Source organism: Mesorhizobium sp. WSM4846, from assembly GCF_055811415.1.
Window position 1 is genome coordinate 254,684 of record NZ_JBVVPZ010000003.1, and the last position, 25,694, is coordinate 280,377.

At 62.8% G+C, this 25,694-nt stretch carries 26 protein-coding genes and 1 tRNA gene; 13 read left to right on the top strand and 14 right to left on the bottom strand.

The features are described from left to right. Positions 1-30 precede the first annotated feature (30 nt). Entirely contained in the window at positions 31-1,284 is a 1,254-nt protein-coding gene (locus AC0L15_RS05220) for a DUF5996 family protein (RefSeq protein WP_287246812.1), read from the top strand. A 182-nt stretch (positions 1,285-1,466) separates the two neighbouring features. On the opposite strand, the gene AC0L15_RS05225 is transcribed toward AC0L15_RS05220, so the two are convergent. The 4 genes from AC0L15_RS05225 to AC0L15_RS05240 all read right to left on the bottom strand — a co-directional run bounded on the left by AC0L15_RS05225 (position 1,467) and on the right by AC0L15_RS05240 (position 5,248). Beyond that, on the bottom strand, positions 1,467-3,338 hold the full coding sequence (locus AC0L15_RS05225; RefSeq protein ID WP_287246813.1) for a tetratricopeptide repeat protein: 1,872 nt from the start codon (positions 3,336-3,338) through the stop codon (positions 1,467-1,469). Between the two features lie 359 nt (positions 3,339-3,697). After that, positions 3,698-4,183 carry an SRPBCC family protein gene (locus AC0L15_RS05230; RefSeq protein ID WP_287246814.1) on the bottom strand — a complete coding sequence of 162 codons (486 nt, stop codon included), beginning with the start codon at positions 4,181-4,183 and terminating at the stop codon, positions 3,698-3,700. A 4-nt stretch (positions 4,184-4,187) separates the two neighbouring features. Beyond that, on the bottom strand, positions 4,188-4,499 hold the full coding sequence (locus AC0L15_RS05235) for an ArsR/SmtB family transcription factor (protein ID WP_473495974.1): 312 nt from the start codon (positions 4,497-4,499) through the stop codon (positions 4,188-4,190). 89 nt (positions 4,500-4,588) lie between these two features. Continuing rightward, on the bottom strand, positions 4,589-5,248 hold the full coding sequence (locus tag AC0L15_RS05240; RefSeq protein WP_287246815.1) for an ArsR/SmtB family transcription factor: 660 nt from the start codon (positions 5,246-5,248) through the stop codon (positions 4,589-4,591). Positions 5,249-5,439: 191 nt separating this feature from the next. Here AC0L15_RS05240 and AC0L15_RS05245 point away from each other — a divergent pair, with 191 nt between their 5' ends. Continuing rightward, positions 5,440-6,687 (top strand): MFS transporter, encoded by a 1,248-nt coding sequence (locus tag AC0L15_RS05245; RefSeq protein ID WP_473495975.1) that lies wholly within the window; start codon positions 5,440-5,442, stop codon positions 6,685-6,687. Between the two features lie 153 nt (positions 6,688-6,840). Here the strand turns inward: AC0L15_RS05245 and AC0L15_RS05250 are convergent. Both AC0L15_RS05250 and AC0L15_RS05255 read right to left on the bottom strand, forming a co-directional pair. Then, positions 6,841-6,917, bottom strand: a tRNA-Arg gene (locus AC0L15_RS05250). Between the two features lie 145 nt (positions 6,918-7,062). Further along, a complete protein-coding gene (locus tag AC0L15_RS05255; protein ID WP_473495976.1) occupies positions 7,063-8,550 on the bottom strand; it encodes an ATP-binding protein in 1,488 nt (495 codons plus the stop codon). 314 nt (positions 8,551-8,864) lie between these two features. On the opposite strand from AC0L15_RS05255, the gene rpmH reads away from it, so the two are divergent. The 5 genes from rpmH (at position 8,865) to yihA (ending at position 12,693) form a co-directional block, all read left to right on the top strand. Further along, positions 8,865-8,999: a 50S ribosomal protein L34 gene (rpmH, locus tag AC0L15_RS05260; protein ID WP_008833937.1), complete on the top strand. Its 135-nt coding sequence runs from the start codon at positions 8,865-8,867 to the stop codon at positions 8,997-8,999. Between the two features lie 16 nt (positions 9,000-9,015). Further along, positions 9,016-9,369: a ribonuclease P protein component gene (gene rnpA / locus AC0L15_RS05265; protein ID WP_023801590.1), complete on the top strand. Its 354-nt coding sequence runs from the start codon at positions 9,016-9,018 to the stop codon at positions 9,367-9,369. A 13-nt stretch (positions 9,370-9,382) separates the two neighbouring features. Beyond that, positions 9,383-11,206, top strand: a complete 1,824-nt coding sequence (gene yidC / locus AC0L15_RS05270) for a membrane protein insertase YidC (RefSeq protein ID WP_287246818.1) — start codon at positions 9,383-9,385, stop codon at positions 11,204-11,206. A gap of 192 nt (positions 11,207-11,398) precedes the next feature. Then, entirely contained in the window at positions 11,399-12,037 is a 639-nt protein-coding gene (locus tag AC0L15_RS05275) for a CatB-related O-acetyltransferase (protein ID WP_287246819.1), read from the top strand. Beyond that, positions 12,034-12,693, top strand: coding sequence for a ribosome biogenesis GTP-binding protein YihA/YsxC (yihA, locus tag AC0L15_RS05280; protein WP_473495977.1), 660 nt, complete (start codon positions 12,034-12,036; stop codon positions 12,691-12,693). Before AC0L15_RS05275 ends, yihA begins: the two co-directional genes overlap by 4 nt. Before the next feature lie 98 nt (positions 12,694-12,791). On the opposite strand, the gene AC0L15_RS05285 is transcribed toward yihA, so the two are convergent. Beyond that, complete coding sequence (locus AC0L15_RS05285) at positions 12,792-13,511, bottom strand: TetR/AcrR family transcriptional regulator (RefSeq protein ID WP_287246821.1); 720 nt, start codon at positions 13,509-13,511, stop codon at positions 12,792-12,794. A gap of 142 nt (positions 13,512-13,653) precedes the next feature. Here AC0L15_RS05285 and AC0L15_RS05290 point away from each other — a divergent pair, with 142 nt between their 5' ends. Together AC0L15_RS05290 and AC0L15_RS05295 are read left to right on the top strand one after the other, a co-directional pair. After that, entirely contained in the window at positions 13,654-14,835 is a 1,182-nt protein-coding gene (locus tag AC0L15_RS05290; RefSeq protein ID WP_287246822.1) for an HlyD family secretion protein, read from the top strand. An 82-nt stretch (positions 14,836-14,917) separates the two neighbouring features. Continuing rightward, entirely contained in the window at positions 14,918-16,450 is a 1,533-nt protein-coding gene (locus tag AC0L15_RS05295) for a DHA2 family efflux MFS transporter permease subunit (protein ID WP_473495981.1), read from the top strand. A gap of 37 nt (positions 16,451-16,487) precedes the next feature. Here AC0L15_RS05295 and msrB read toward each other — a convergent pair whose 3' ends face one another. From msrB to AC0L15_RS05315, 4 genes are all read right to left on the bottom strand, one after another. Beyond that, on the bottom strand, positions 16,488-16,988 hold the full coding sequence (msrB, locus tag AC0L15_RS05300; protein ID WP_287246823.1) for a peptide-methionine (R)-S-oxide reductase MsrB: 501 nt from the start codon (positions 16,986-16,988) through the stop codon (positions 16,488-16,490). Between the two features lie 208 nt (positions 16,989-17,196). Further along, positions 17,197-17,754 carry a fasciclin domain-containing protein gene (locus AC0L15_RS05305; RefSeq protein ID WP_287246824.1) on the bottom strand — a complete coding sequence of 186 codons (558 nt, stop codon included), beginning with the start codon at positions 17,752-17,754 and terminating at the stop codon, positions 17,197-17,199. Between the two features lie 234 nt (positions 17,755-17,988). Further along, the gene (locus AC0L15_RS05310) at positions 17,989-18,687 is read right to left on the bottom strand and encodes an anti-sigma factor (protein WP_287246825.1); all 699 of its coding nucleotides are present in this window, start codon (positions 18,685-18,687) and stop codon (positions 17,989-17,991) included. Further along, positions 18,684-19,223 (bottom strand): sigma-70 family RNA polymerase sigma factor, encoded by a 540-nt coding sequence (locus AC0L15_RS05315; protein ID WP_287246826.1) that lies wholly within the window; start codon positions 19,221-19,223, stop codon positions 18,684-18,686. Before AC0L15_RS05315 ends, AC0L15_RS05310 begins: the two co-directional genes overlap by 4 nt. A gap of 216 nt (positions 19,224-19,439) precedes the next feature. On the opposite strand from AC0L15_RS05315, the gene AC0L15_RS05320 reads away from it, so the two are divergent. Both AC0L15_RS05320 and argB read left to right on the top strand, forming a co-directional pair. Continuing rightward, on the top strand, positions 19,440-20,963 hold the full coding sequence (locus AC0L15_RS05320) for an amidase (protein WP_473495978.1): 1,524 nt from the start codon (positions 19,440-19,442) through the stop codon (positions 20,961-20,963). Between the two features lie 75 nt (positions 20,964-21,038). Next, the gene (gene argB / locus AC0L15_RS05325; RefSeq protein WP_287246828.1) at positions 21,039-21,932 is read left to right on the top strand and encodes an acetylglutamate kinase; all 894 of its coding nucleotides are present in this window, start codon (positions 21,039-21,041) and stop codon (positions 21,930-21,932) included. Between the two features lie 57 nt (positions 21,933-21,989). Here the strand turns inward: argB and AC0L15_RS05330 are convergent, their stop codons facing one another. Next, the gene (locus AC0L15_RS05330; protein ID WP_287246829.1) at positions 21,990-22,466 is read right to left on the bottom strand and encodes an Lrp/AsnC family transcriptional regulator; all 477 of its coding nucleotides are present in this window, start codon (positions 22,464-22,466) and stop codon (positions 21,990-21,992) included. 135 nt (positions 22,467-22,601) lie between these two features. Here AC0L15_RS05330 and phhA point away from each other — a divergent pair, with 135 nt between their 5' ends. After that, complete coding sequence (gene phhA, locus AC0L15_RS05335; RefSeq protein ID WP_287246830.1) at positions 22,602-23,438, top strand: phenylalanine 4-monooxygenase; 837 nt, start codon at positions 22,602-22,604, stop codon at positions 23,436-23,438. A 106-nt stretch (positions 23,439-23,544) separates the two neighbouring features. On the opposite strand, the gene AC0L15_RS05340 is transcribed toward phhA, so the two are convergent. Then, complete coding sequence (locus AC0L15_RS05340; protein WP_287246831.1) at positions 23,545-24,306, bottom strand: GGDEF domain-containing protein; 762 nt, start codon at positions 24,304-24,306, stop codon at positions 23,545-23,547. A 162-nt stretch (positions 24,307-24,468) separates the two neighbouring features. On the opposite strand from AC0L15_RS05340, the gene AC0L15_RS05345 reads away from it, so the two are divergent. Next, positions 24,469-25,176, top strand: a complete 708-nt coding sequence (locus tag AC0L15_RS05345; RefSeq protein WP_023801574.1) for a pyrimidine 5'-nucleotidase — start codon at positions 24,469-24,471, stop codon at positions 25,174-25,176. Between the two features lie 36 nt (positions 25,177-25,212). Here the strand turns inward: AC0L15_RS05345 and AC0L15_RS05350 are convergent. Then, the coding region (locus AC0L15_RS05350) for an LOG family protein (protein ID WP_473495979.1) at positions 25,213-25,694 on the bottom strand (482 nt) is incomplete at its 5' end.

Sequence of the window (25,694 nt, forward strand, 5' to 3'; positions counted from 1 at the left end):
CCGGGTATGTTTCTGAATGGAGAAAGCAGAATGAGCAACAAGTGGCCCCACCTGGACTACCTCGGCTGGCGCGAGACGTGTTCGGCCCTGCATCTCTATTTGCAGATCGCAGGGAAATATCGGCTTGCTCATACTCCATGGCTCAACCATTCCTGGAACGCGACCTTCTATATCACGCCGCGCGGCCTGACCTCCTCGCCGATCCCCGACGGCCCAGGCATTGAGATCCTCTTCGACCTTCGGGACCATATGGTTGTCGGCACATGCGGCAATGGTCGCAAGGCATCGTTTGCGCTCGGGCCATCCACAGTCGCGGCGTTCCACGCCAATTTCGTGCAGTTGATTTCCGAACTTGGAGGCACGCCGACCTTTAACGGCAATCCGAACGAGGTGCCCAACCCCGTGCCGTTCACCGAAGATCATCGCGACCGGCCCTATGACCGGGAAGCCGTTCAGCGCTTCCATCACGCATCGGTGGCGGTCGACAGGGTATTCAATCGGTTCCGGACCTCCTTTCTTGGCAAGTCCAGTCCCGTTCACCTGTTCTGGGGCAGTTTTGACCTGGCCGTCACCCGCTTTTCAGGGCGGCGCGCGCCTCTCCATCCCGGCGGTATTCCTTCATTGCCCAACGATGTGGCACAGGAAGCCTACGACCGCGAGGTCTCCTCAACCGGTTTCTGGCCCGGCGGTGGCGGCATCGATTACCCCGCGTTCTACGCCTACGCCTATCCGGCGCCGAGTGGCTTCCGGGGCGCCTCGGTCCGGCCCGAGGGCGCGTTCTGGCATGTCGGCCTATCGGAATTCATCCTGCCGTACGATGCCGTTCAGTCGGCTGCAAATCCCGACGCGGCGCTTATGGAGTTTCTCGTCTCGACCTACGACGCTGCGGCCGATCTCGGAAGATGGGACCGCGACCTACTGGATTGCATGCCGGGTCGGCGCGGTCAGGTGCGGCCGCATGACGCCGAGCAGCCGGGCCCTGCCTCTCCCTTGACCGTCGAAAAGGTCGAGCGGGAGGATACCGCATCGAAGGGACGCTACCGGATGCTCGTCGACGGCATCGAAGCTGAGATGACCTATAGCCGGGCCGGCGAAGGGTTGATCATCATCGACCATACCGAAGTTCCAGCGGCGTTGCGTGGCCGCAAGGTCGGCGAGCGACTGGTACGCCAGGCGGTCGAGGTTGCGCGGCGCGAAGGGGTCGCCATCATTCCGCTTTGTCCGTTCGCAAAAGCGCAGATCGACCGTCATCTCGAATGGCAGGACGTGCTGCGTCGGTCATAGGCTGCTCGTAACTTCCTTCACCCGCCAACGTACCGGCTCCGACCGACTCTTACCACCGTTAGCGGCGGACGTAGTTCCAGCGGCGATTTTCGGTGTTGGCGTCGTGGAATGGCAAAAATTGGCGCGCCGAAATGGATGAAACTGGGCACCGCTATATGATTGAAGTCGATCTGTAAAAACTGTCAGGCGGACTCAGGAGCCTTGGCCTTTGCGAGGTCCTGCAGGAACTCTTCCATCAGCGGCCTGTCACCGAACCGGCGGTAAGCGCGCTCTGCTTCCAGCGAGAATGCCGGATGCGCCTCGACCAGCTTTGCCATCGTCTGCTGGGCTGCCTCGACCTCGCCGCCCCCGCTCTGCAAAGCGGCCTGAATCAGAAGGCAGTTTGCATCGCGCGGCGCCCGGATCAGGCACTCTTCTATGACGGCGGAAGCCTCATCGCGGCGGTCAGCCGCGTAGAGCGCCTGCCCGTGCACATAGGCGTAGTACTCGGGCGCCATAGGATGAAGGCGGCGGGCCCGCTCTGCGTTGGCGACGGCATCATCATATTGCCCGAAGCGAACCTGCGCCTTTGCAAGCGCCATCATGCTGTCGGGATCGTTAGGGTTGAGCTCGACAGCGCGCCGCGCGGCCTGCAAGCCGCCTGAATAGTCGCCCTGCAGGGCAAGCCCGAAGCTGATGACCTGATAGCCAAGGCCAAGATTGGGGTCGAGACGGACCGCCTGCCGAGCTTCGCTAAGCCCAAGATGGAGTTCCGGTGCGTTTTCCCGGCCGTCACCCCTCTGCGCCACGCTGGCGATAAAGGTCAGCGCGAGGCCTGCGCGGGCGGCCGCATAGGACGGGTCCATTTCAAGGGCGCGCTGGTAGAGGCCCCGCGCCTCCAGAATCTCCTGCGGGTCATCGCCGCCGTGCCGGTAGCGGTTGCGGGCCTGCAGCACGAGGTCATAGGCCTGCAGGTTGTCGGTCGGGCGTTCCGCTGCCGCCGCCGCCTCGCTCCTGCCGATATAGGGCGCGATCTGCGCGACGATTTCAGTGGTCAGCTCGCTCTGGACGGTGAACACGTCGGCGACCTGCCGGTCAAAACTGCGCGACCACAGATGCGCGCCTGTCTTGACGTCGATCAGCTGCGCCGACACGCGAAGCTGGTCGCCTTCACGGCGGGCGCTGCCTTCAACCACATAATCAACGCCGAGCTTCGCCCCGAGCTTGCGCACGTCCGTACCCTGCCCGTGCACGGCGTAGGTGGAATCGCGCGCGATGACCTGCAGCTCTGAATTGCGGGCAAGGGCTGTCGTCACATCCTCGGCCAGTCCGTCCGCGAAATACGATTGCTCGCCGCTGCCGCTCATCGCGGCAAAAGGCATGACCGCCACTGACGGCCGGGGGTCGGTGCGGCTCTGGTCCATCGACAAGACCCCCGGGATGCGGCTGACCATGGCTGCCAGGGGGAGCGGCTGGATTTGGGTGCCGATGAGGATGAGGGCTATGGCGGCTACGCCATAAGACCAGCGGGCAGCGGTGCTGCGCAGCACCTGCGGCACGTGCCGCCATGGCGACCACGCAGAGCCCGCGCGCCTTACGCGGTAGACGTTGAGAAGTTCGGGAATGTTCTTGGCCCGCCTGCGGCCGATGCGGACGAACCTGTCCGCGCTGTTGCGGTCGGCCGCCATCACCACGGCGCCGCTGACGAATATCTGCCCCGGATCGCACATAGCCTCAAGACGGGCGGCCACATTGACGCCGTCGCCGTATACGTCGCCGTCATCTTCGATGACATCGCCAAGATTGATGCCGATGCGAAGCTCGAACGGGCCCTTGTCGAAGCCTTCCTGTATGGCCAGCGCCGCATCAACCGCTTCGTTGACACTGGGAAACATGGCGAGAAAGCCGTCTCCCGCCGTCTTGACGATGCGCCCGCCATGGCGGGCAATGGTCGGATCAATGAGCTCATCAAAAACAGCGCGCAGCTTCGCGTAGGTGGAAGCCTCGTTTTCAGCCATCAGCAGGCTGTAGCCGACGATATCGGCGGCCATGATTGCCGCGAGCTTGCGTTCCATCAGCATTTATCCCTGAGCGGCGGGCCATGCACGGACGATTCTACTGACACTTAAGGCGACGCACAGTCGAAGATTAGACCCATAATCCCGAATAGGCTTATCAACACAGCTCACAAATGCGTGACGATTGTGGCCTATACCGTTCCTGACCTTCGTCAGCCATCATCCGCTTCGCGCGGAGCCGTCCCCGCATCCGAAGCGGCGTTGGGCATGCTGGTCGGTGTGATTAATGCGCCTACGCTAGTCGGGCCCCGGGTAGGGAAGGGACGTTATTCGCGGCAGTGTCGCCACCGCGAATAACTCCTGAGCTTACGCAGGCCGCGAGACCGGATTCGGTCTGATGCATGCGGATGTGGCCGTCAGGCCCGACGCCCGAACAGGTCGGCGTATCGCTGCAGGTAGAGCGGCCAGCCTTGATCGGCGGCGACACCATCGCGCACGCTTTCCCAGCCGGCGCCGTGGCGCTCCAGTATGCGATGCTCGAGATCCAGGCGGGTCCGATTAGCCGTCTCGGCAGTGAAGCGGACTTCCCACTCGCTGGCCTTGTTCGGATCGGTCTCCAACCGCCATTGCGGACTGATGTCCCAACTTAGCAGCACACGGTGCGGCGGCTCATAAGCCAGCACGCGCGCCCAGCGGCACTCGCTGCCGTCGGCGCCGCGATCATAAATATGGCCGCCGACGCGCGGCTCGAACACGGTCTCGGCGATCGGCACGGCGAGCAGATTGTGCTCCCTGGGTTTGAACTTGCCAAAATCCTCCGTGAAGACCTCGAAGGCGCGCTCGATCGGCGCCTCGACCACGATCGAGTGCCTTACCAAGGTGTCTGCTGCTTGCGTGTTCATTTTTTCACTCCTTTCGCGGTTGTTCGACAGCTTGCTTGAAGGCAGCGAGCGTCTTCATCCAGAACCGGTCGAGCTCTGTGCGAAGCGCCGCCAGCCCGTCGGGTTCGACGCGGTAGATGCGGTGCTTGCCAGCCGGCGTGTCTGCAACGAGCCCTGCCTCTTTCAACACCTTCAGATGCTGCGAGACCGCCGACCGGGTCACCGGCAGGGCACTCGCCAACTCGGTAACCGAACGCGGATGCTCGACCAAGAGTTCGAAGATCGTGCGCCTGGTGGGGTCGCCCAGGGCGGTCCAGCTGTTGTTCACGTTAGTCACCACTAACGCGTTAGCACGGACTAACGTGATATGTCAACCTTGCTACGGCAAAAAGGACTGAGTGAGGGGGACTTTGAAGTTGAAGTCGATCAAGCCTCGACAGCTAAGCCCGCGTCACGCCATTCGGGCAGGCCATCTTCCATGCGGCGTGCGCGGAAGCCGTGCTCACGCAGCAATGCGACCGCCTCGAATGACATCACGCACCACGGACCGCGGCAGTAGGCGACAATCTCGGGCTTCGCCGCGAGGTCGGACAACCGCTGCTCCAGTTGGCCGAGGGGGACGTTGATCGCGCCGGGCAGATGTCCGAGCGCAAACTCATCGGGCGGTCGGACGTCGATGACTGTAACGAGCCCGTCTTTCATGCGCGCGGCCAGTTCTTCCCGTGACACGGGCTCCATATCGTCGCGCCGGTCGAAATAGCCCCTCACGATGCGTTCGACCTCCGCCGAATGCCGCTCGGCAACGACTCGAATGGAGGCGAAGGCGGCAAGTACGCTTTCATCCGCGAGCCTGTAATTGACGAACTTGCCATCGCGCTCTGACGTCACCAGTCCGGCGCGGCGCATCGCCTGGAGATGCTGCGAGACATTCGCCACCGGAAGCGCAAGCTTGGCGGCCAAGGCTTCCACGCTGCGTGGACCCTGCGCGAGTTGCTCGATCAGTTCCAGCCTCTGCGGATTGCCCAGAGCCTTCGCGACAACCGCGAACTGCTCGTAAAGTGCCTCCTTCGGATTGCGGATTGACATCAGGGTAGCAGCCACGCTAGTTCATTCAACATAATTATTGAATGATGCGTATCACACGGCCCCCGAGGAGACAAGTCCGTGGCCGAGAAGCCCCTTCTATCCCTTAGCAGCCTTGGCATCGCTACCATGACGGCGGATATTCCCCCGCCGCCTGACGCCGCGCGCACCCGAGCCATCAATGCCGGTGCCGCATGGCAACGATCGCGGCGCCAGCAGTGAGCCTCGGTCTCAAGGCCAACTGGCGGCAGTTCGCGCTGCTTGTGCTTATCAATGCATTCGTCGGCGGCATGGTCGGCATCGAACGCACCGTCGTGCCGTTGATCGGCTCAGAGGAATTCGGGCTCGCCTCGACCACGCTGGTCGTCTCCTTCATCGTCAGCTTCGGCGTCGTCAAGGCGCTGGCCAACCTTGTCTCCGGACAGCTCGCCGACAAATGGGGGCGCAAGCGCGTGCTGGTTCTCGGCTGGCTGTTCGGCCTGCCGGTGCCCTTCATGATCATTTGGGCGCCAGACTGGAACTGGGTCATCGCCGCCAACGCGCTGCTTGGCATCAGCCAGGGCTTCGCCTGGTCGATGACCGTCATCATGAAGGTCGACCTTGTCGGCCCGAAGGGGCGTGGCCTCGCCGTAGGGCTCAACGAGTTTGCCGGTTACCTGGCAGTCGGGATCACCGCCTTTCTCACCGGCTATCTCGCCAGTCGCTACGGTCTGCGACCAATCCCGATCTATCTCGGCGTCGGCTACGCAGTGCTGGGCACGGTGCTCTCGATCCTGCTCGTGCGCGACACGCGCGATCATGTGCGTGCGGAACTGGCGAACCATCCGCGCGGGGCATCACCCCTTTCCTTCCGCGAGGTCTTTGCGTTGACCTCCTTTCGGGATCGCAACCTCTTTGCCGCTTCGCAGGCCGGGTTGGTGAACAACCTCAATGACGGCATGAGCTGGGGCATCTTTCCGCTCTTCTTCGCAGCCGGCGGGCTCGGTGTGGAACGCATCGGCATTCTGAAGGCGGTCTATCCCGTCACCTGGGGCGTGCTGCAGGTCGTGACGGGACCGCTCAGCGACCGTTGGGGCCGCAAGGGCCTGATCGTCGCCGGCATGTGGGTGCAAGCGTCGGCGCTCTTTCTCACGGCGCTGACCTCGAATTTTGGCTGGTGGCTGGTGGCGAGCCTCCTGCTTGGCCTGGGGACGGCGATGGTCTATCCGAGCCTGATCGCCGCGGTGTCAGATGCGTCGCATCCTTCATGGCGCGCCCGCTCGCTCAGCGTCTACCGCTTCTGGCGCGATCTCGGCTACGCGATCGGCGCGCTGTCGGCGGGACTGATCGCCGACTTCTTCGGCCTGGCGTGGGCGGTTGCCTCGATCGCCGCCCTCACTTTCCTATCCGGTACCGTGGTCGCTTTCATGATGCGCGAAGGTCATGCCGGACGAAGCAGTTGAACGTCGCCTCGGATGCGTCCGCCTCCGCCGCGCCAGCGTCGGGTTCCTGACGCTGCCACTCGCGCGAAATCACACGAAAAAGCATCCGGCCGTTCAAAACCGTTTCAAAAACCGATTTGAAACGGTGTCGCGCCGCTAACTGATTGAATTTATTGGCGCGCCCGAAGAGATTCGAACTCCTGACCCCCAGATTCGTAGTCTGGTGCTCTATCCAGCTGAGCTACGGGCGCGCAACAGGCCACCATGGCCCGCGATCCGATCCTAGACGACCGGCCGCGATGTGAGGTGTTCCCTAGCGACTGAATTTCCGAAAAGCAAGCCGATCCGGCAAAAGTTTTGCTGTTGTGCCTTGGAGAGGATCAGACGGGGCGAGGATCAGGCGGGACGGCGCAGGCCGTTGCGGGCCTGGTCGAGCCGGACCGGCTGGTCGGGAATGGTGACCGCGAATGTGGTGCGGCCGCCTCTGCTTTCGACGAGCTCCACCGTGCCGCCATGGGCGCGGATCAGTTCATGGGCGATGGCCAGGCCAAGGCCGGTGCCACCGCTGCGGGCCGAGCCGCGGAACGCCGCGAACAGGTTCTCGCGCGCCTTCGGCGGCAGGCCGGGGCCGGTGTCGGTGACGGTGATGCGGCTGACGCTGCCGAAGCGCTCGGCCGACACCGACAACCGACGCACCACCGCGCTTTCCGCGTCCGCCGCCATCGCCTGGACGGCATTGCGGCAAAGATTGGTGAGCACGCGAAAAAGCTGATCGGAATCGGCATCGACCTCGAAAGCGAGATCGACGGCATTGACGAATTCTATGCCGCCTTCGGTGTCGAGCAGGCCGTGGACGTCATCGACCAGCTGGCGCAGCCTGAGCCTGCGGCGCGAGGGCGGCGGCTCCTGGGTGCGGCCATAGGCGAGCACACCTTCCGGATAGGATACGGCACGATCAAGCGCGCGCAGCAGTTTTGGCGCGAAGGCCTGCACGGTCGGGTCCTTGACCTGGCGCAGACGGTCCGACATCAGCTGCGCCGACGCCAGGATATTGCGCATGTCATGGTTGATCTTCGACACGGCGAGGCCAAGGTCGGCGAGATGCTTCTGCTCGGAGAGCATCTTTTGCAGCCGCTCCTGCATCTGCGAGAGCTCGCGCTCGGCAACGCCGATTTCGTCGGCGCGGGCAGCAGGGCGGATGATCCGCCCGGGGTCGTCGGGAGCCTCGGAGAAGGCCAGCATCGAGCGCGTCATCGTCCGTATCGGGCCGATCATGATCAGGTCTATGGCGGCATAGACCAGCATGGCGGTGAACAGCGAGATCAGCAGCGATACGAAGGCGACGTTGCGCGAATAGATGAGCATCGCATTGCGCAGGCTGTAGTCGGGCATGATCAGCTCGAATTCCTTGTCGCTGTCGCCGACCGGCCCGAAAACGCGCAGCATCCGCTCGCCGCCGAACAACAGCGTGTCCAAGGCGCCGGTCATGCCCTCGATCAGGCCGACATTGGTAATGTCGATATGTTCATCGACGTGCGGTGGCATCTCGGCCACCACCAGAAGCCGCGAGACACCGCCGTCGCGCACGGCGATCGCCTTGGCGCCGATCGCCATCAGCACATCGTTCTGGGCGGCGCGCGACAGCGAGGCGGGCTCTCCCTGCACCAGTACGATCGAGACGGCCGCGGCGGTGCTCAGCCTCTCTTTCAGCCAGCTCAGCCGGTAGCTGGCGATCCAGGGCAGAAAGATGAGGACCTCGGCCAGGAGCACGAAGACGATGGTGAGCAGCAGGAGCTTTGTCGACAATCCACGCGACAACGGCACCCTGCGGGCGGCTGCGGTCGCCCGATCGGTGCTTTCGTCCGCGGATGGGATTTCACTCATGCTGCTTTTCTTCACGATCACTTGATCGGCCAAGATTAGGCTATTGCGGCTTTTTTGCCAATTTCATCCTTCGTCCCAATACGCGATAAGACCGCCCAGACCTCGGCCACACGCCAGCCGTTGGCCCGAGGCGCCGGAATGTCGGGGCCGGTGTCGGCCCCGGATTGACTTCCAAAACCCTTCTTTCTATAAGCCCGCTCACGCTCGGGCCATTCGTCCCGGCGCGGTTTCGATCGCGCCAAAGCCGGCCGGGCAAAGCTCCTGTTACAGAGTGACAGAATCAAGAAGGGCCGCACCCCGCGGTATTAAAACAAATGAAGCGTACCTACCAACCGTCCAAACTCGTCCGCAAACGCCGGCACGGTTTTCGTGCCCGTATGGCCACCAAGGGTGGTCGTGGCGTCGTCGCAGCCCGCCGCAACCGCGGCCGCAAGCGGCTCAGCGCCTGAACGGAAGACGAGATCGTTGCCCGCAACCGGCAAGCCAGTGGGAGCACATCCCAAGCGGCTTCTGAAGCGCGCGGAATTCCTGGCCGTCCGGCGTGGCGAAAAGCGCCGCGGGCGGCTTTTTCTCGTCGAGGTTCTCGACCGCAGCGACGCAGAGGCGCCTCGCGTCGGCTACACGGTCACCAAGAAGGTCGGCAACGCAGTCGTCCGCAACCGCATCCGGCGGCGGCTGAGAGAAGCCGTGCGCACGCATGCCGCGGGTGACATGAAGCCAGGCAATGACTATGTCATCGTCGGGCGCGAAGATGTGCTTGCCATTCCGTTCGGCCAGTTGAAGGCCGAACTCTCACGCCGACTGCGCGGAACACGATAGGCCAAGGCTTTCGATGGAAAACAACCGGAACTTCTTCATCACCATCGCGCTGTCGGTGCTGATCCTGTCGCTTTGGCAGTATTTTTACGTGCTGCCGCACAGCGAGGCGCAACGCGAGGCGGCCCGTATCGAAGAGCAGCGGCTAGCGGAGCAGAAGAAGGCGGCCGAAGCCGCCAGTCCGGGCGGCAGCGAAACGCCGGTGCCGCAGCAAGGCGCCATTCCCAATGCACCCAATGCACCTGGAACTGACGGCACGACGCTGGCCAGCCGCGAGCAGGCGCTGGCCTCGACGAAGCGCGTCAGGATCGACACGCCGAGCCTGGAGGGCTCGATCAATCTCGCCGGCGCCCGTCTCGACGACCTCAAGCTCAAGCACTACAGGCTGACGGTCGACAAGAACTCGCCCGAGATCGAACTGCTCAACCCGGCAGCGCTGCCTACGGGCTACTATGCCGAGATCGGCTTTATCGGCAGCGACAAGACCGGCACGGTGCCGGGCCCGGAAACCGTGTGGACCGTCGACGGCAATGCGACGCTGACGCCGGCGACCCCGGTCACGCTGAGCTTCACCAACGACAAGAGCCTGACCTTCAAGCGCACCTTCTCCGTCGACGGCGACTACATGTTCACGGTGTCGGACACGGTGCAGAATTCGGGGTCGGCCGCCGTTACCCTGTCGAATTACGGCCGTGTCACCCGCTTCGACAAGCCTGCCGTTGCCAGCATCTATGTGCTGCATGAGGGGCTGATCGGCGTCACCGGCACGGAAGGCCTGCAGGAACACACATATTCGTCGATCGAGGAGGACAAGCAGTTTACGCCGAGCAAGTCGACCGATGGCTGGCTGGGCATCACCGACAAATACTGGGCGGTGACGCTGGTGCCGACCGAGAAGCAGCAGTTCCAGCCGCGTTACGCCTATTTCGAGGACGGCCGCCCGCGCTACCAGGCCGACTTCCTCACCGACCCGATCACCGTCGATGCTGGTCAGTCGGCGACAGTCGAGAGCGAAATCTTCGCCGGCGCCAAGGAAGTGGCCAAGGTCAACGCCTATGCCGAAGACCGCAACATCAGGCTGTTCGACCGTTTGATCGACTGGGGATGGTTCATCTGGATCACCAAGCCGATGTTCTATCTGATCGACACGATGTACAAGTTCTTCGGCAATTTCGGCCTGGCCATCCTGGCCACCACCGTCGTCGTCAAGGCCGCCTTCTATCCGCTCGCCAACAAGTCCTACGCGTCGATGGCGAACATGAAGAAGGTGCAGCCCAAGATGCTCGAGATCCGCGAGAAATACGCGGACGACAAGATGAAGCAGCAACAGGCGATGATGGAGCTCTACAAGACCGAGAAGATCAATCCGCTCGCCGGCTGCTGGCCGGTGGCGCTGCAGATCCCGGTCTTCTTTGCGCTCTACAAGGTGCTCTACATCACCATCGAGATGCGGCACGCACCGTTCTTCGGCTGGATCCAGGATCTGGCGGCGCCCGATCCGACCTCGATCTTCAACCTGTTCGGCCTCATTCCGATCGCGCTGCCGGATATGTTGATGATCGGCGTCTGGCCGCTGATCATGGGCCTGACCATGTTCCTGCAGATGCGCATGAACCCGACGCCGCCGGACCCGACGCAGGCCATGATCTTCACCTGGATGCCGGTGGTCTTCACGTTCATGATGGCGGGTTTTCCGGCCGGCCTCGTCATCTACTGGGCCTGGAACAATTTGCTTTCGATCATCCAGCAAGGCGTGATCATGAAGCGGCAGGGCGCCAAAATCGAATTGTGGGACAATCTGGTCGCGCTGTTCCGGAAGAAACCGTCGCCGGCGGAATAGAAGGCGCTGCCTTCTGCCGAATCCAGGAAAGCCCCGGCGCGGCGGTAGACGCCGCCGCGACCTATAAGCTCCGCTGTCGTTTCAGGAGCGCTGCGTCGATGAACAGGTAAGGATGATCCGCTGCGCACGCGGTTGGTGCTGCCGGGCGGATCGCACTATTTTGACCTGTTGTTTCGTCGATGGAGCCAGACCATGATCGGACCCAACCCCAACATCAAGCACCCGATCCCGATGCATAGCCGCGTCGGCTTCCTGAAGGGGCTGGTCACGGCGCCGAACATCGAGATCGGCGACTTCACTTATTATGACGATCCGGACGGGCCGGACAGATTCGCCGAGCGATGCGTGCTGCATCACTATCCATTCATCGGCGACCGGCTGATCATCGGCAAGTTCTGCGCCATCGCCGAGGGCGCGCGCTTCATCATGAACGGCGCCAATCATGCCATGTCCGGCTTTTCGACCTATCCGTTCAACATCTTCGGTCATGGCTGGGAAGAGGGTTTCGATCCGGCGACCTGGTCGAAGGAATTGCGCGGCGACACGGTGATCGGCAATGATGTATGGATCGGCATGGAAGCGGCGATCCTGCCCGGCGTGGCGATCGGCGATGGCGCCATCGTTGCGGCAAAGTCGGTGGTGACGCATGACGTGGCGCCCTATGCGATCGTCGCCGGCAATGCGGCCAAGGTGGTGAAGATGCGTTTCGACGACAGGACCATCCGGCGGCTTTTGGCGGCGGCGTGGTGGGATTGGCCGGTGGAAAAGATCAGCCGCAACCTCAATGCCATTCGTGGCGCCGATATTTCTGTTCTGGAGGCAGCGGCTTGAACGCGTTGAACAAGTCCGTGATCGGCATCGAGCTGTTCACGCGGCCGTGGATCTTCATCCGCGGCGTGCCGGCGATGAAGTTCCTGCCGCCGGAAGGACCGTCGGAGATCGCCTTTGCCGGCCGCTCGAACGTCGGCAAATCGTCGCTGATCAACGCGCTGGTCAATCAGAAGGGACTGGCGCGCACGTCCAATACGCCGGGGCGAACGCAGGAACTCAACTATTTCGTTCCGGGCGGGTTTTCCGGCGAAGGCGCCGACCTGCCGCCGATGGCGCTGGTCGACATGCCGGGCTACGGCTACGCCACTGCGCCCAAGGAAAAGGTCGACGACTGGACGAAACTCGTCTTCGACTATCTCAAGGGCCGTGTCACGCTGAAGCGCGTCTACGTGCTGATCGACGCCCGCCATGGCATCAAGGCCAAGGATGACGAAGTGCTGTCGCTGCTCGACAAGGCGGCGGTGTCCTATCAGATCGTGCTAACCAAGACCGACAAGATCAAGGCGGCCGGCGTGCCGCGATTGATCGAAGAGACACTGCAGAAGATCAAGAAACGGCCGGCGGCGTTTCCGTTCGTTCTCGCCACGTCGTCGGAAAAGAACGAGGGCCTTGAGGAATTGCGCGCGGCGATCGTGCTGGCGGCCAATGGCGGCTAGAGCGGAATGCGTTCAAATTGAACTGGCATCCCGCTCTATCTATTTGTTTTTAGCCGCATTTCTGCGACGCCAAGTGATCCACTTGGCTGCAAAATGCTCTAGGACTTTGCCTCCAGCGCAATCGTCTGGGTGCTTTCTTCCGTGGCAAGCCTTTCGGTGCCGTAAGCCTTCAGGAACATGCCGACGCCTGACCTGACGATGTGGTCTATTTCATCCTGGCTTGGCGCTTTGGTGCGGTAGGCGAATATGCACTGACGGAAAAGGCCGGCCAGGCACAGTTCGGTGAACTGATAGGCGGCAAGATCGACATCGTCGATCTTGAGCAGGCCGCGCTCGATGGCGGCATCGAGAAAAGCAACGACCTTGTCGTGGCCGCGTTTCGGGCCGCGTTCGTAAAAACGCGCGCCAAGTTCGGGCATCCTGTCGGATGCGCCGATTACCGTGCGCTGCGCCTGGACGACCTTGGCCGAGGTGATCTTGAGCGCCAGCACCTTGCCAAACTTAACCAGCGTCTCGCGAAGGTCGTCGGCGCGGTCGAGCATATCGTACATGTTCTTGAAGATCGTGCCGCGTTCTTCCTCGATCAGCGCCTCGAACAGCTCTTCCTTGTTGGCGAAGTAGACATAGATCGTGCCCTTGGAAACGCCGGCCTCGCGGGTGATGTCGTTCATCGACGCCGCTTCGAAGCCCTTTTCGATGAAGACACGACGCGCACCCTCGATGATCTGGCTGCGCTTGACCGGGTCCTGTCCCGCCGCCGGGCGGCCGCGACGCAGGCCATCCAGCAGATCGCACTGGTCCTTGTCGGCTTCGGTCATAACGTCACACCTCGAAAAATATTCGAACCGACCGGTTCGATCACCCTTGATATGGGCCCCTCTCCGCGCTAAGTCAATGTTCGCATCGAACCGAACGGTTCAGTTTGACTGATTTTTCCAAATAGCTGCCTAGAGAGATGCCATGTCCTCGAACGCGACCCCAACCGCCGAAGTCCGTCCCTTCCCCAACGCCAAGGTCGCGCCGGCAGCCGAAGCGCCGAACCCACCGAGTGAGCCCGCAACAAGTCCTCCGGCCGAGGCGCCGGCCAAAAAGAAACGCTCGGCACGCTCCTTTCTATTGCCGATCATCGCGCTTGGCTTGCTGGGCGCAGGCGCTTGGTATGGCTACGATTACTGGACCGACGGGCGTTTCATGATCTCCACTGACGACGCCTATGTCCAGGCCGACATGGCGTTCATTTCGCCGAAAATTTCCGGCTATGTCGATCAGGTCAAGGTGACCGAGAACCAGCAGGTCAAGGCCGGCGACCCGCTGCTGGTCGTCGACAATGGCGACTACAAAATAGCCGTCGCTCAGGCCGAGGCGCAGATCGCCACCTTGAGCAAGACGCTCGACCGTATCGACGCCCAGACCGAGGCGGCGCGCGCCTCGCTCGAGCAGGCGCAGGCACAGAAGACCGCCGACCAGGCCGCCGCCGCCAATGCGGCGCGTGTTCAAGCGCGCGCCGCCCAATTGCTCAAGACACATGTCGGCACCCAGGCCCAGCTGGACGATGCCCAGACCGCGGTCGAGCAGGCCAATGCCGCCCTTGTCGGTGCCGACGCCCAGATCGCGGCGGCTGAGGCCAATATCGGTGTGCTCCAGGCGCAGCGCGCGGAGACAGCAAGCACGCTGGCGTCGCTGCAGCTTGCCAGGGACAAGGCCGCGCGGGACCTGTCCTTCACCGTGCTGCGCGCGCCCTATGACGGTGTCGTCGGCAACCGCTCGGTCGAGCAGGGCGACCTGATCAGCCCCGGACAGAAGCTCGCCGTCATCGTGCCGATGGACAAGCTCTATATCGTCGCCAATTTCAAGGAGACCCAGCTTGCCCGGCTGGTGCCTGGTGAAAAGGTAAGGATTTCGGTCGACGCGATCGACGGCCAGGATTTCGAAGGCACCGTCTCGTCGCTGGCGCCGGCATCCGGCGCGGTGTTCTCGCTGCTGCCGCCGGAAAACGCCACCGGCAACTTCACCAAGGTCGTGCAGCGCGTCCCGGTTCGCATCGACGTGCCGGCGGATGTGCTGACTACAGGCAAGCTGCGCGCCGGCCTCAGCGTCGTCGTCGCCGTCGACAGCCGCACCGCACCGGCCGCGTCGAACTGAGCGGCCGCTTGGGAGCAATGCCGTGGCAACCGCAACCTTGACAGCAGGATCGCCGCCGGCGAGGCCGGCTACGCCTGATACCATTCCCACACGCCGCATCATCGCCTTCCTGGCGATGGTGTTCGGCATGTTCATGGCGATCCTCGACATCCAGATCGTTTCGGCCTCGCTGGCCGAGATCCAGGCCGGCTTGAGCGCCAGCTCCGACGAAATTCCGTGGGTGCAGACCGCCTATCTCATCGCCGAAGTCATCATGATCCCGCTGTCCGGTTTTCTCAGCCGGATGCTGTCGACGCGTGTGCTGTTCACCGTCTCCGCGGCCGGCTTCACCGCCGCGAGCGCGCTGGCGGCAACCGCCACCAACATCGACCAGATGATCGTCTACCGCGCCGTCCAGGGTTTTATCGGCGGCGGCATGATCCCAAGCGTGTTCGCTGCCGCGTTCACCATCTTCCCGCCGTCGCGCCGTGCCATGGTGTCGCCGATGATCGGCCTGGTGGCGACGCTGGCGCCGACCATCGGCCCGACTGTCGGCGGCTATATCAGCCATGCCATGTCCTGGCACTGGCTGTTCCTGATCAATGTGGTGCCCGGCATCATGGTGACCGCAGCCGCATGGTCGCTGATCGACTTCGACAAGCCCAATCTCAGCCTGTTCCGCAAGTTCGACTGGTGGGGCCTCGCCGGCATGGCGGCTTTCCTCGGCTCGCTGGAATTTGTGCTCGAGGAAGGTCCCAATAACGACTGGCTTCAGGACCAGGCCGTGTTCATCTGCGCCATCCTGATGACGGCCGGCGCGGTGCTGTTCTTCTGGCGCGCCTTCACTGCCGAGGAGCCGATCGTCGACCTGAAGGCCTTCGCCAACGTCAACTTCGCTTTCGGCTCGCTGTTCTCCTTCGTCATCGGCATCGGCCTCTACGGCCTGACCTATCTCTATCCGGTGTATCTGGGGCGCATCCGCGGCTACGATTCCCTGATGATCGGCGAGGCGCTGTTCGTCAGCGGCTTGGCGATGTTCGTCACCGCGCCGATTTCCGGCATCCTGTCGCGCAAGATGGATCCGCGGCTGCTGATGATGATCGGCTTCTTCGGCTTCGCTGCCGGCACTTGGCGGATGACCTATCTGACCTCGGACTGGGATTTCTGGGAGCTTTTGCTGCCGCAGATCCTGCGCGGCGCCTCGATGATGCTGTGCATGGTGCCGATCAACAACATCGCACTTGGAACGCTGCCGCCTGACCGGCTTAAGAATGCATCCGGTCTGTTCAACCTCACCCGCAATCTCGGTGGCGCCGTCGGCCTTGCCGTCATCAACACCGTGCTGATGGATCGCAGCGCCTTCCACTACGCAAGGCTGGCCGAGCATGTGCAATGGGGCAGCGCCGAGGCGCAGACCAGGCTGCAGAACATGACGCTCGACTTCCAGCAGAATGCCGGCCTCGACGCATCCAAGGCGGCGATCTCCAAACTGTCCGGCATGGTCCAGCAGCAGGCTTCGCTGCTGTCCTTCATGGACGTGTTCTATTTGTTGACGGCGCTATTCGCCACGCTGGCGATCTTCACCATGGTCATCCGCAAGCCGGCCGAGCCGGCGGGCGGAGGCGGCGGACACTGACCGCGCAACTTGCGCGCCCAAATGCGCGCGCTTTAGGTCAGGCCGTGGCCGGCTTAAAAGTCAAGGCGACGCCGTTGATGCAATGACGCAGGCCGGTCGGCGGCGGGCCGTCGTCGAAGACATGGCCGAGATGACCGCCGCAACGGCGGCAGTGGACCTCGGTCCGGGTCATGCCCAGGGACCTGTCCGCGGTCATGCCGACGGCGTTGGGAATCTCCTGCCAGAAGCTTGGCCAGCCGGTGCCGGAATCGAACTTGGTATCGGAGGAATAGAGCGGCAGGTGGCAGCCGGCGCAGGCGAAGATGCCCTTGCGGTGTTCGTTGAGCAGCGGGCTGGTGCCGGGATATTCGGTGCCTTCCTTGCGCAGCACATTGAAAGCCGCATCGGACAGGATGGCGCGCCACTCGGCCTCGGTCTTGGTGACCTCGAAGGTTTCGGCCGCGTGTGCATCCTGCGGCCGGCCGATGCGCAGCGCTGCCGCCGTGCTTGCCAGCAATGCCACAGCAGCACCGCTCCAAAGAAAGTCGCGCCGGATCATCACCATTCCTCCTGTCCGTTTGCCAAATTCGACCGTCACATGGAAATCAAAAGCCGGTGACGACCAGCTCCCGACAACGGGCACTCCGCACCTGCCTGGAACGGACGGTGCGGAGTGTACGCCTGTCGATTGCGCGGTTCACGCAAGCGGAAATCCGCGCACTCGGCATGGAGCCTCAGCCATATGTTCGCTGCCGAGGGCCGCTTCGTTACATCTTCGGCAGGAGAACCTTGTCGATGACGTGGATGACGCCGTTCGACTGCTCGACATCGGCGACAGTCACATTGGCGACATTGCCGTTCTCGTCGGTCGCGGTGACCTTGCCGTTTTCGGCCTTGAGCGTCACCTCGCAGCCGCCAACCGTCTTGACCTTGTGCGCAACACCATCGTCCATGGCCATCTTGGCAACGTCGGCGGCCATCGCCTTGGCACCGATGACGTGGCAGGTCAGGATCTTGACCAGCTTGTCCTTGTTTTCGGGCTTGAGCAATGTATCGACGGTGCCGGCCGGAAGGGCGGCAAAGGCCTCGTTGGTCGGCGCGAACACGGTGAAGGGACCGGCACTCTGCAGCGTCTCGACGAGACCGCCGGCCTTGACGGCCGCGACCAGCGTCGTGTGATCCTTCGAATTGACAGCGTTCTCGACGATGTTCCTGGTGGCATACATGGCGGCGCCGCCGACCATCGGATTTTCGGCATAGGCGGCGGTGACGAGCGCGGAGACGGCGACCGTTCCGGCAAGCAAAAGGGTGGCGAACTTACGCATTATCTCTATCTCCTCAGTTTATTTCTTCCCCTCTTTGGGGCGCAAGGAGATACGGGGGATAAATGCCAGAGTTTCTCCCGTTCAGGAGAAAATTTTATTTTTTATAACGGCGAGCATGATTTTCAGGGCAGGACTCTTACAGCCTGCATGCTTCCCCGCTAAATTCACCACAGGCGATAGATTTAAAATATTCTCGAAAACCGGCAGACATGGGTGATTTGCAGACAGGGGCGATCAGATGCTCTTCAGATCGCCCGCAGCGACCACAGGGCCGGTCGGCTGGCCGGTCGGCGAACCGCCGGTCGGTTCAAGGCTGACCGCAAGCACGGCGCCTTGCGCAAGTTTTTCCTGCACGGCCGAGGAGATGATCATACGCGCGGTCTGGCCGGCCGGGATGACGCCCATAGAGACCGGCGCATTCTTGCCCTCTATCATCCACAGCTCGAAATCCTTGCCGGCGGCGCGCTCGCCGGAGACATGCGACAGGCCGACCTCGCGACGGGCGGCATCATAGACGGCGAGGTATCTGACGTCGCTGCCATCGGCAGCCAGCAAGGCGATGAGCCGCGGCGGCTCGGCCGGCGGGTTGAGGTAAGGCACGGCGATATAGATCGCCAACGCCGCGAGGGAAGCGGCTGCAAGACCGCGCCAGAAGGCAAGGCTTGACCAGAGGCCGGCGCGAGGCTCTGCGACGAACAGCCGGCGATCCAATGCCTCCTTGACCCTGATCGGCGGCTCTGTCTCCGGATAGGCGTCGGCCATCGGCGAAAGACGCGCCTCCCAGGCATCGACAAGGTGCGCGAAAGCGGCGTCCGCGTCGATGCGGCGTGACGCAATCTCGCGTTCGTCCGCGGCCAGGACGCCAAGAACGTATTCGGCGGCGAACAGGTCGTCGCCCCCAGATTCCGGTCCGTCATCCTCTGCCAGCGTCATCTTTCAAGACACTCTCTGAGCTTCAACAGGCTGCGCCGCAGCCAGGTCCGCATCGTGTTCAGCGGCACGTCATGGCGCGCCGCCAGTTCGGCATAGCTTTCGCCGTCCAGATAAGCGCCCCGGATGGCCGCCGCCCGGTCCTTTTCCAATTCGTCGAGACAACGATAGATGCGCCCGGATTCACCGCCCGCAACAGCCGCAGCCTCCGGTCCCGGCGCCGGATCGGCGACGTCGAGCGCAGCGTCGATATAGGCGACAGGCTCTCGCCGCGCCCTTATCCGATCGATCGCGTGATTGCGCGCAATGGCCACCAGCCAGGAAATCGGGCTTAGCTCCGAAACGGCGAAACGGTCGGCCTTCGTCCATATCTTGACGAAGACCTCCTGCAGCGCCTCTTCCGCCTCTCCCCGGTCCTTCAATACACGAAGGCAGACGCCGAAAAGTTTCGCGCTGGTCTGCCGGTAGAGCAGATCGAACGCAGCCCGGTCCTTCATCGAAGTCCGGACGATCAGGTTGCTGATGTCCTGCGGCGTCATCGGCTGCCAAATTAAGCAATTGCCCAAATTAGGCAATTGCCCCAAATTATTCCACTGCAATGTATTGCAACGGCGGAAGCGTTCCTGTGCACCGGGAGCGCCGTCGGCTTCTATTGACGAGAAAGAGCCGACCTTTTGAGCATCGGATTTTCCCAAACCCGGGTTTTCACTTTTGCATCCGATGCTCTAGCTTGCCGATTAGTTGGGGAAGCAAGAATGTCGGTCGAACGGGCCCTGTGGGAACATGACGCTACCGGCCTGGCCGGCTTGGTGCGCAAAGGAGAAATCTCGCCGCAGGAGCTCGTCGACGCGGCGATTGCGCGGGCCGAGGCCACTCGTCCGGACATCAATGCCATCGCCGAGCCGCTTTACGAGGCGGCGCGGACGCGGGCGAAAACCATCGACCGCAAGCTGCCGCTGGCCGGCGTGCCCTTCGCGCTGAAGGATCTCGGCATCGCCATGAAAGGCGTGCCGACGCACGGCGGCAGCCGCATTCCGGCTTTCGTTGCCGATTTCGACTCGGTGATGACCGAACGCCATCTGGCCGCCGGCCTCGTCCCGATCGCCACCAGCACCTCGCCCGAACATGGGCTGAGGCTGATGACCGAATCCGCCGCTTTCGGCATCACCCGCAATCCGTGGAATACAGCCCATACAAGCGGCGGTTCGTCTGGAGGTGCGGCGGCGCTGGTCGCGGCCGGCGTCGTGCCGGTGGCACATGCTTCGGACGGCGGCGGCTCGATTCGCGTTCCCGCCGCCTGCACCGGGCTGGTCGGGCTGAAAACCTCGCGCGGCCGCGTGCCGCTGACGCCGCTGGTCAGCGAAAGCTGGTACGGCCTGGTCATCGACCACGCCGTTTCCCGCTCGGTCCGTGATTCGGCCTTGCTGCTCGACCTGACGCATGGGCCCGATCCGCTGTCGCCGTATGCGGCGCCGACGCCGAAAGGAACTTTCGCCGCCGCAGCAGTGCGTGACCCCGGCAAGCTGAAACTGGCGGTCTACCGGAAATCGCCGCTCGGCCTGCCGATATCGGCCGAGACGCTGACGGCGCTGGACACTGCGATAGCTTTGGCGCGCGAAGGCGGCCATACGATAGAGGAGATCGACCTGCCCTATATCGATCGCGATTTCATCGCTGATTTCGCCAGAACCGTCGCCGCGGCGGTGGCCGGCACGATGCGCGGCGAGGTCTTGCGCGTCGGCCGCTCCATTTCGGGTGATATCGAACGCGCCACGCGGGTGATGAGCGCCTTCGGCGAAGTCCTTTCGGCCGGCGAGATCTATGCCAGCCTGCAGCGGCTGCATGCCACGTCGCGCCGGCTGATCATCGAGACGGCGCGGTACGATGCCGTGCTGATGCCTGTCATCGCGCATCCGCCGCTCGCCTGCGGCGCGATGGATCCAAAAGGCGCAGATGCGTTCCTGGAAGAAATGATCGACAGGCTGCGGCTTGCCCGCCTGCTGAAATTCAAGCCGCTGTTCGGCCAGTTGATGGACAAGAGCCTGTGGTTCACGCACTGGCCGGCAATCCAGAACGTCAGCGGCCAGCCGTCGATCGCGCTGCCTGTTCATGTCACCGATGCCGGCCTGCCGCTCGGCATCCAGGCCGCCGGCCGCCCCGGCGACGAGGAGACCTTGTTGTCCCTCGCCGCGCAAATGGAAAAGATTTCGGGATGGCTGACGCGGCGGGCGCCACTGCGGGTGCCCGGTATGAAAGCAGGCCGATTTCACCTGACGTGACAGCAAAGCCGTTTGCCCCCTGCTCCAATTCCCGCTAAGACGCCGCCGTTCATGCCAAGCTGGGAACCAAGCCGAATGACGGACCTCGCCGCCACCGCCGAAATGCAGGCCGCGCTGCTTTCGAGGGCGCTACCCTATATGCAGCGCTACGAGAACAAGACGGTCGTGGTGAAGTATGGCGGCCACGCCATGGGCGACATCGCGCTCGGCAAGGCCTTTGCCCGCGACGTCGCGCTACTCAAACAATCCGGCGTCAACCCGATCGTCGTGCATGGCGGCGGGCCGCAGATCGGCGCCATGCTGAGCAAGATGGGCATCGAATCGAAGTTCGAGGGCGGATTGCGCGTCACCGACCAGAAGACGGTCGAGATCGTCGAGATGGTGTTGGCCGGCTCGATCAACAAGGAGATCGTCGCGCTGATCAATGCCGAGGGCGAATGGGCCATCGGCCTGTGCGGCAAGGACGGCAACATGGTTTTCGCCGAAAAGGCGCGCAAGACCATGATCGACCCGGACTCCAACATCGAGCGTGTGCTCGATCTCGGCTTCGTCGGTGAGCCGGTCGAGGTCGACCGCACCCTACTCGACCTTCTGGCGCGGTCCGAAATGATCCCGGTGCTGGCGCCGGTGGCGCCGGGCCGTGACGGCCACACCTACAACATCAATGCCGACACCTTCGCCGGCGCCATCGCCGGCGCCTGCCAGGCGACACGCCTTCTGTTCCTCACCGACGTGCCCGGCGTGCTCGACAGGAACAAGAAGCTCATCGACGAACTGACCGTCGCCGAGGCAAAGGCCTTGATCAAGGACGGCACGGTGTCGGGCGGCATGATCCCCAAGGTCGAGACCTGCATCGATGCGATCGAGCGCGGCGTCGAAGGCGTCGTCATCCTCAATGGCAAGACGCCGCATTCGGTGCTGCTCGAACTGTTTACCGAACACGGCGCCGGCACACTGATCGTGCCTTGAGCGCAGGCTGCAACTTGTCGGCCAGAAATCCAGGGTTGAGCAGGCGTCAGGGCGAACTTATCGCCTGAGGTGTCCAAGCGGCACGTGGCCCGGCCCCTTGATGTTCTGCAGCACAAGCTGCGTGTGGACGTCGCGCACGCCGTCGAGCCGCATCAGCCGGTGCATGACAAAGGCGTTGAGCTCGTCGACCGACGGCACCATCACATGCAGCAGGAAATCGTAGTCGCCAGTCATCGTCCAGCACGACGACACCTCGTCCATACGCTGCACGGCGGCGATAAAGGTTTCAGGCGACCCGTCGCTGTGGGTCACCAGGCGCACCTGAATGAACACTTCGACCATCAGGCCGATGGCGCGGCGGCTGAGCACAGCGGCAAAGCGCTTGATGATGCCGGCGCTCTGAAGAGCCTCGAAGCGGCGCGCGCATGGCGTCGTCGAAAGGCCGATCACCTGGGCCAGTTCGGACACAGGCTTGCGCCCATCGCGCTGCAAGATATCGAGCATCTTGATCTCAAAATCATCAAACTGAGGCACTTTCACTCTCCTGCAGCTTTGCTGTGGTGGCTTTTACCTCAAATCGCCTGTTCGAGCCATCATCAAAGCGGATTTGCCTCACCGGATCCGGCTAAACTTTCAAGATGTTAGTCGTGATTTCCAGGGAGAACAGCCATGACGATGAACGTTGCCGATTACGCCCGCGAATGCGCGGCGCAAGGCCTTCGCGGCGACTATTCGGTCTGCCGTGCCGATTTCACCGTTGAGCAGAGCTACAACTACACTGCTGATGAGCAGGCGGTGTGGCGTACACTGTGCGACCGCCAGACGAAGCTGACCAAAAAGCTGGCACACCAGTCCTATCTCGACGGCGTCGCCACGCTCGGCCTGCTCGACAGGATTCCGGATTTCGGTGTGGTCAGCGAGAAGCTGCGCAAGCTTACCGGTTGGGAAATCGTCGCCGTGCCGGGCCTCATTCCGGCACCGGCCTTCTTCGTCCACCTGGCCGCCCGGCGCTTCCCGGTGACCAACTGGCTGCGGACGAAACGAGAGCTCGACTACATCGTCGAGCCGGATATGTTCCACGACTTCTTCGGTCATGTGCCAGTGCTGACCCAGCCGGTCTTTGCCGATTTCATGCAGATGTATGGCGAGAAGGCCGAGCATCTGATCGCGCTCGGCGGCGACGAGATGATCAGCCGCCTCTACTGGTACACCGTCGAGTACGGGCTGATCCAGGAGGCTGGCCAACCGTTGAAGGCTTTCGGCGCCGGGCTGATGTCGTCCTTTGCCGAACTTCAATTCGCGGTTGAAAGCAAGGACGCGCATCATGTTCCCTTCGATCTGGAAACGGTAATGCGCACCAGCTATGAGATCGACAAGTTCCAGCGCGCCTATTTCGTGCTGCCGTCCTTCGACGTTTTGCGCGATGCCTTCCATAACGTCGCCGACATGGCAGCGATCATCGGACGCCACAAGGGCAAGCCGGCGCTCGACCCGGCAAAACTTTAGACGCTGGCCAGACGCGGACGCTCGCAGCCGATCGGCGCGGGCGTTATTGGTGGCGCGCTGGAATGACGATCCATCGGCAGGCCGGAAGCCGAGAAGATGGGACCGTTCAGGCCGCTTCGGAAACGTCCCTGTCCAGGATGGTCAGATTGCGGCCGCGATCCTTGGCCTGGTAAAGGCGGCGGTCGGCGACACGCATCAGATCCGATACGCCGGCATCCTCGCCGCAGGTGACACCGCCGATGCTGACGGTGAGGGGTATGACCCGCTCATCGACGGGACGGAAGCGGATCAGCTCGACTTCACGGCGAATGCGTTCAGCGACGCGTTTGGCTTCCTGTTCGGTGGCGCCGACCAGAAACGCACCGAATTCCTCGCCGCCGATGCGGCCGATCACGTCGCCGCTGCGCACGCCGCGCTCGATCGCGCTTGCAATCAGGAGCAGCGCATCGTCGCCGGTCAGATGGCCGTAGCTGTCGTTGATGAGCTTGAAGTGATCGGCGTCGATGATCAGCAACGCACCGCGATCGGATTTACGCCGGGTGGCCTCGAGGGCGGCGAAGAAGCTCTCGCGGTTGAGCATGCCGGTCATGTCGTCGCGGCTTGCCTTCTCCGACAGGCGCCGATGCGCAGCGGCGAGCTGGGCATGAGCGCGGGCGAGGTCGCGATGAGCGCCTTTCAACCTCTCGCCCTGCCAGAACGTGTAGGCGCTGGCCATCCAGGCGAGCACCAGCGGGCAGACCGTGGACGTCAGCCAGATCGTGCGATTGATCGGAAAGCCCATTGCCGGAACGACGATCAGCGTCAACAAAAGCGAGACTGCGAGGGAGGCGAAAGCGACGGCGGCAGACTTCAGAAATATGCGGCTCATCGCTGGTTCCCCCTGGACCGTCTGTGTGCCAGCAAGCCCTGAATGGCACCTTTCGGCGATGCCTAAAATTTGTATCATCGGGCCATTTTCGCCACCCATGACGCGCATAAGTTGTGGATAAAGCCTCTGCCAAAAGCATTGTTTCGTGCCATAAGGGTTTGCATGACCACGCTCCCGGACCCCGCCCGCTTTGCCCATGTCACCGACTGGGTGTTCGACCTCGACAACACCCTCTATCCGCACCATTCGAACCTGTTCTCGCAGATCGACGTAAAGATGACCGCCTATGTCGGAGAACTGCTGACGCTGCCACGCGACGATGCCCGCAAGCTGCAGAAGGAACTCTACCGGGAATATGGCACGACGCTGAACGGTCTGATGGCGCGCCACGGCATCGATCCCGACGACTTTCTCGAGAAGGTCCATGACATCGACTATTCCTGGCTGGTTCCCGATCCCGTTCTCGGCACCGCCATCCGCCAGCTTCCCGGCCGCAAGTTCATCTTCACCAATGGCGACCGCAGGCATGCCGAACGCACCGCGCGCCAACTCGGCATCCTCGATCATTTCGACGACATCTTCGATATCGTCGCTGCCGGGCTGAACCCCAAGCCGGCGCGCCAGACCTACGAGAAGTTCGCGGAACTCCACGCGGTCACCGGCCACAATGCGGTGATGTTCGAGGATCTGGCCCGCAACCTGTCCGTGCCGAAATCGCTGGGCATGACCACGGTGCTGGTTGTGCCGCGCAACTTCGAGCCGACCTTCTCGGAAATCTGGGAACGTGACCCGGGCCACGAGGACGATGTGGATTTCGTCACCGACGATCTTGCCGAATTCCTCACCGCGATCGTCGACATCACCGCTTGAGCCGTTGCTTCGTAAAGCCGGATCGAAGCCCGCGGCCTAAAGCTGATAGAAGCGGCTGATGATCCCCCAGGCTTCGTCGGCGGTGTCGACGAAATCGATGATGTCCTGGTCGCCAGGGGTGATCGTGCCTTGCTCGGCGAGGAAATCGAGATCGATCGCCCGTTTCCAGAAAGCCTTGCCGAACAGGATCACCGGCACGCGCTCCATGCGGCCGGTCTGGATCAGGGTCAGCGTTTCGAAGAATTCGTCCATCGTGCCGAAGCCGCCGGGAAACACCGCGACAGCCTTGGCGCGCATGACGAAATGCATCTTGCGGACCGCGAAATAGTGGAAGTTGAAACAGAGCTCCGGCGTCACATAGGCATTCGGCGCCTGCTCGTGCGGCAACACGATGTTGAGGCCGATCGACGGGGGGCCCCCAAAGTCGGCGCCCCCGGGGGGCGGGGGCCAAACGCCCGGGGCGCCCCCCGGGACCCCCCCCCAATGGCGGGAATATATAGGGGGGGCCAGCGGGGGGC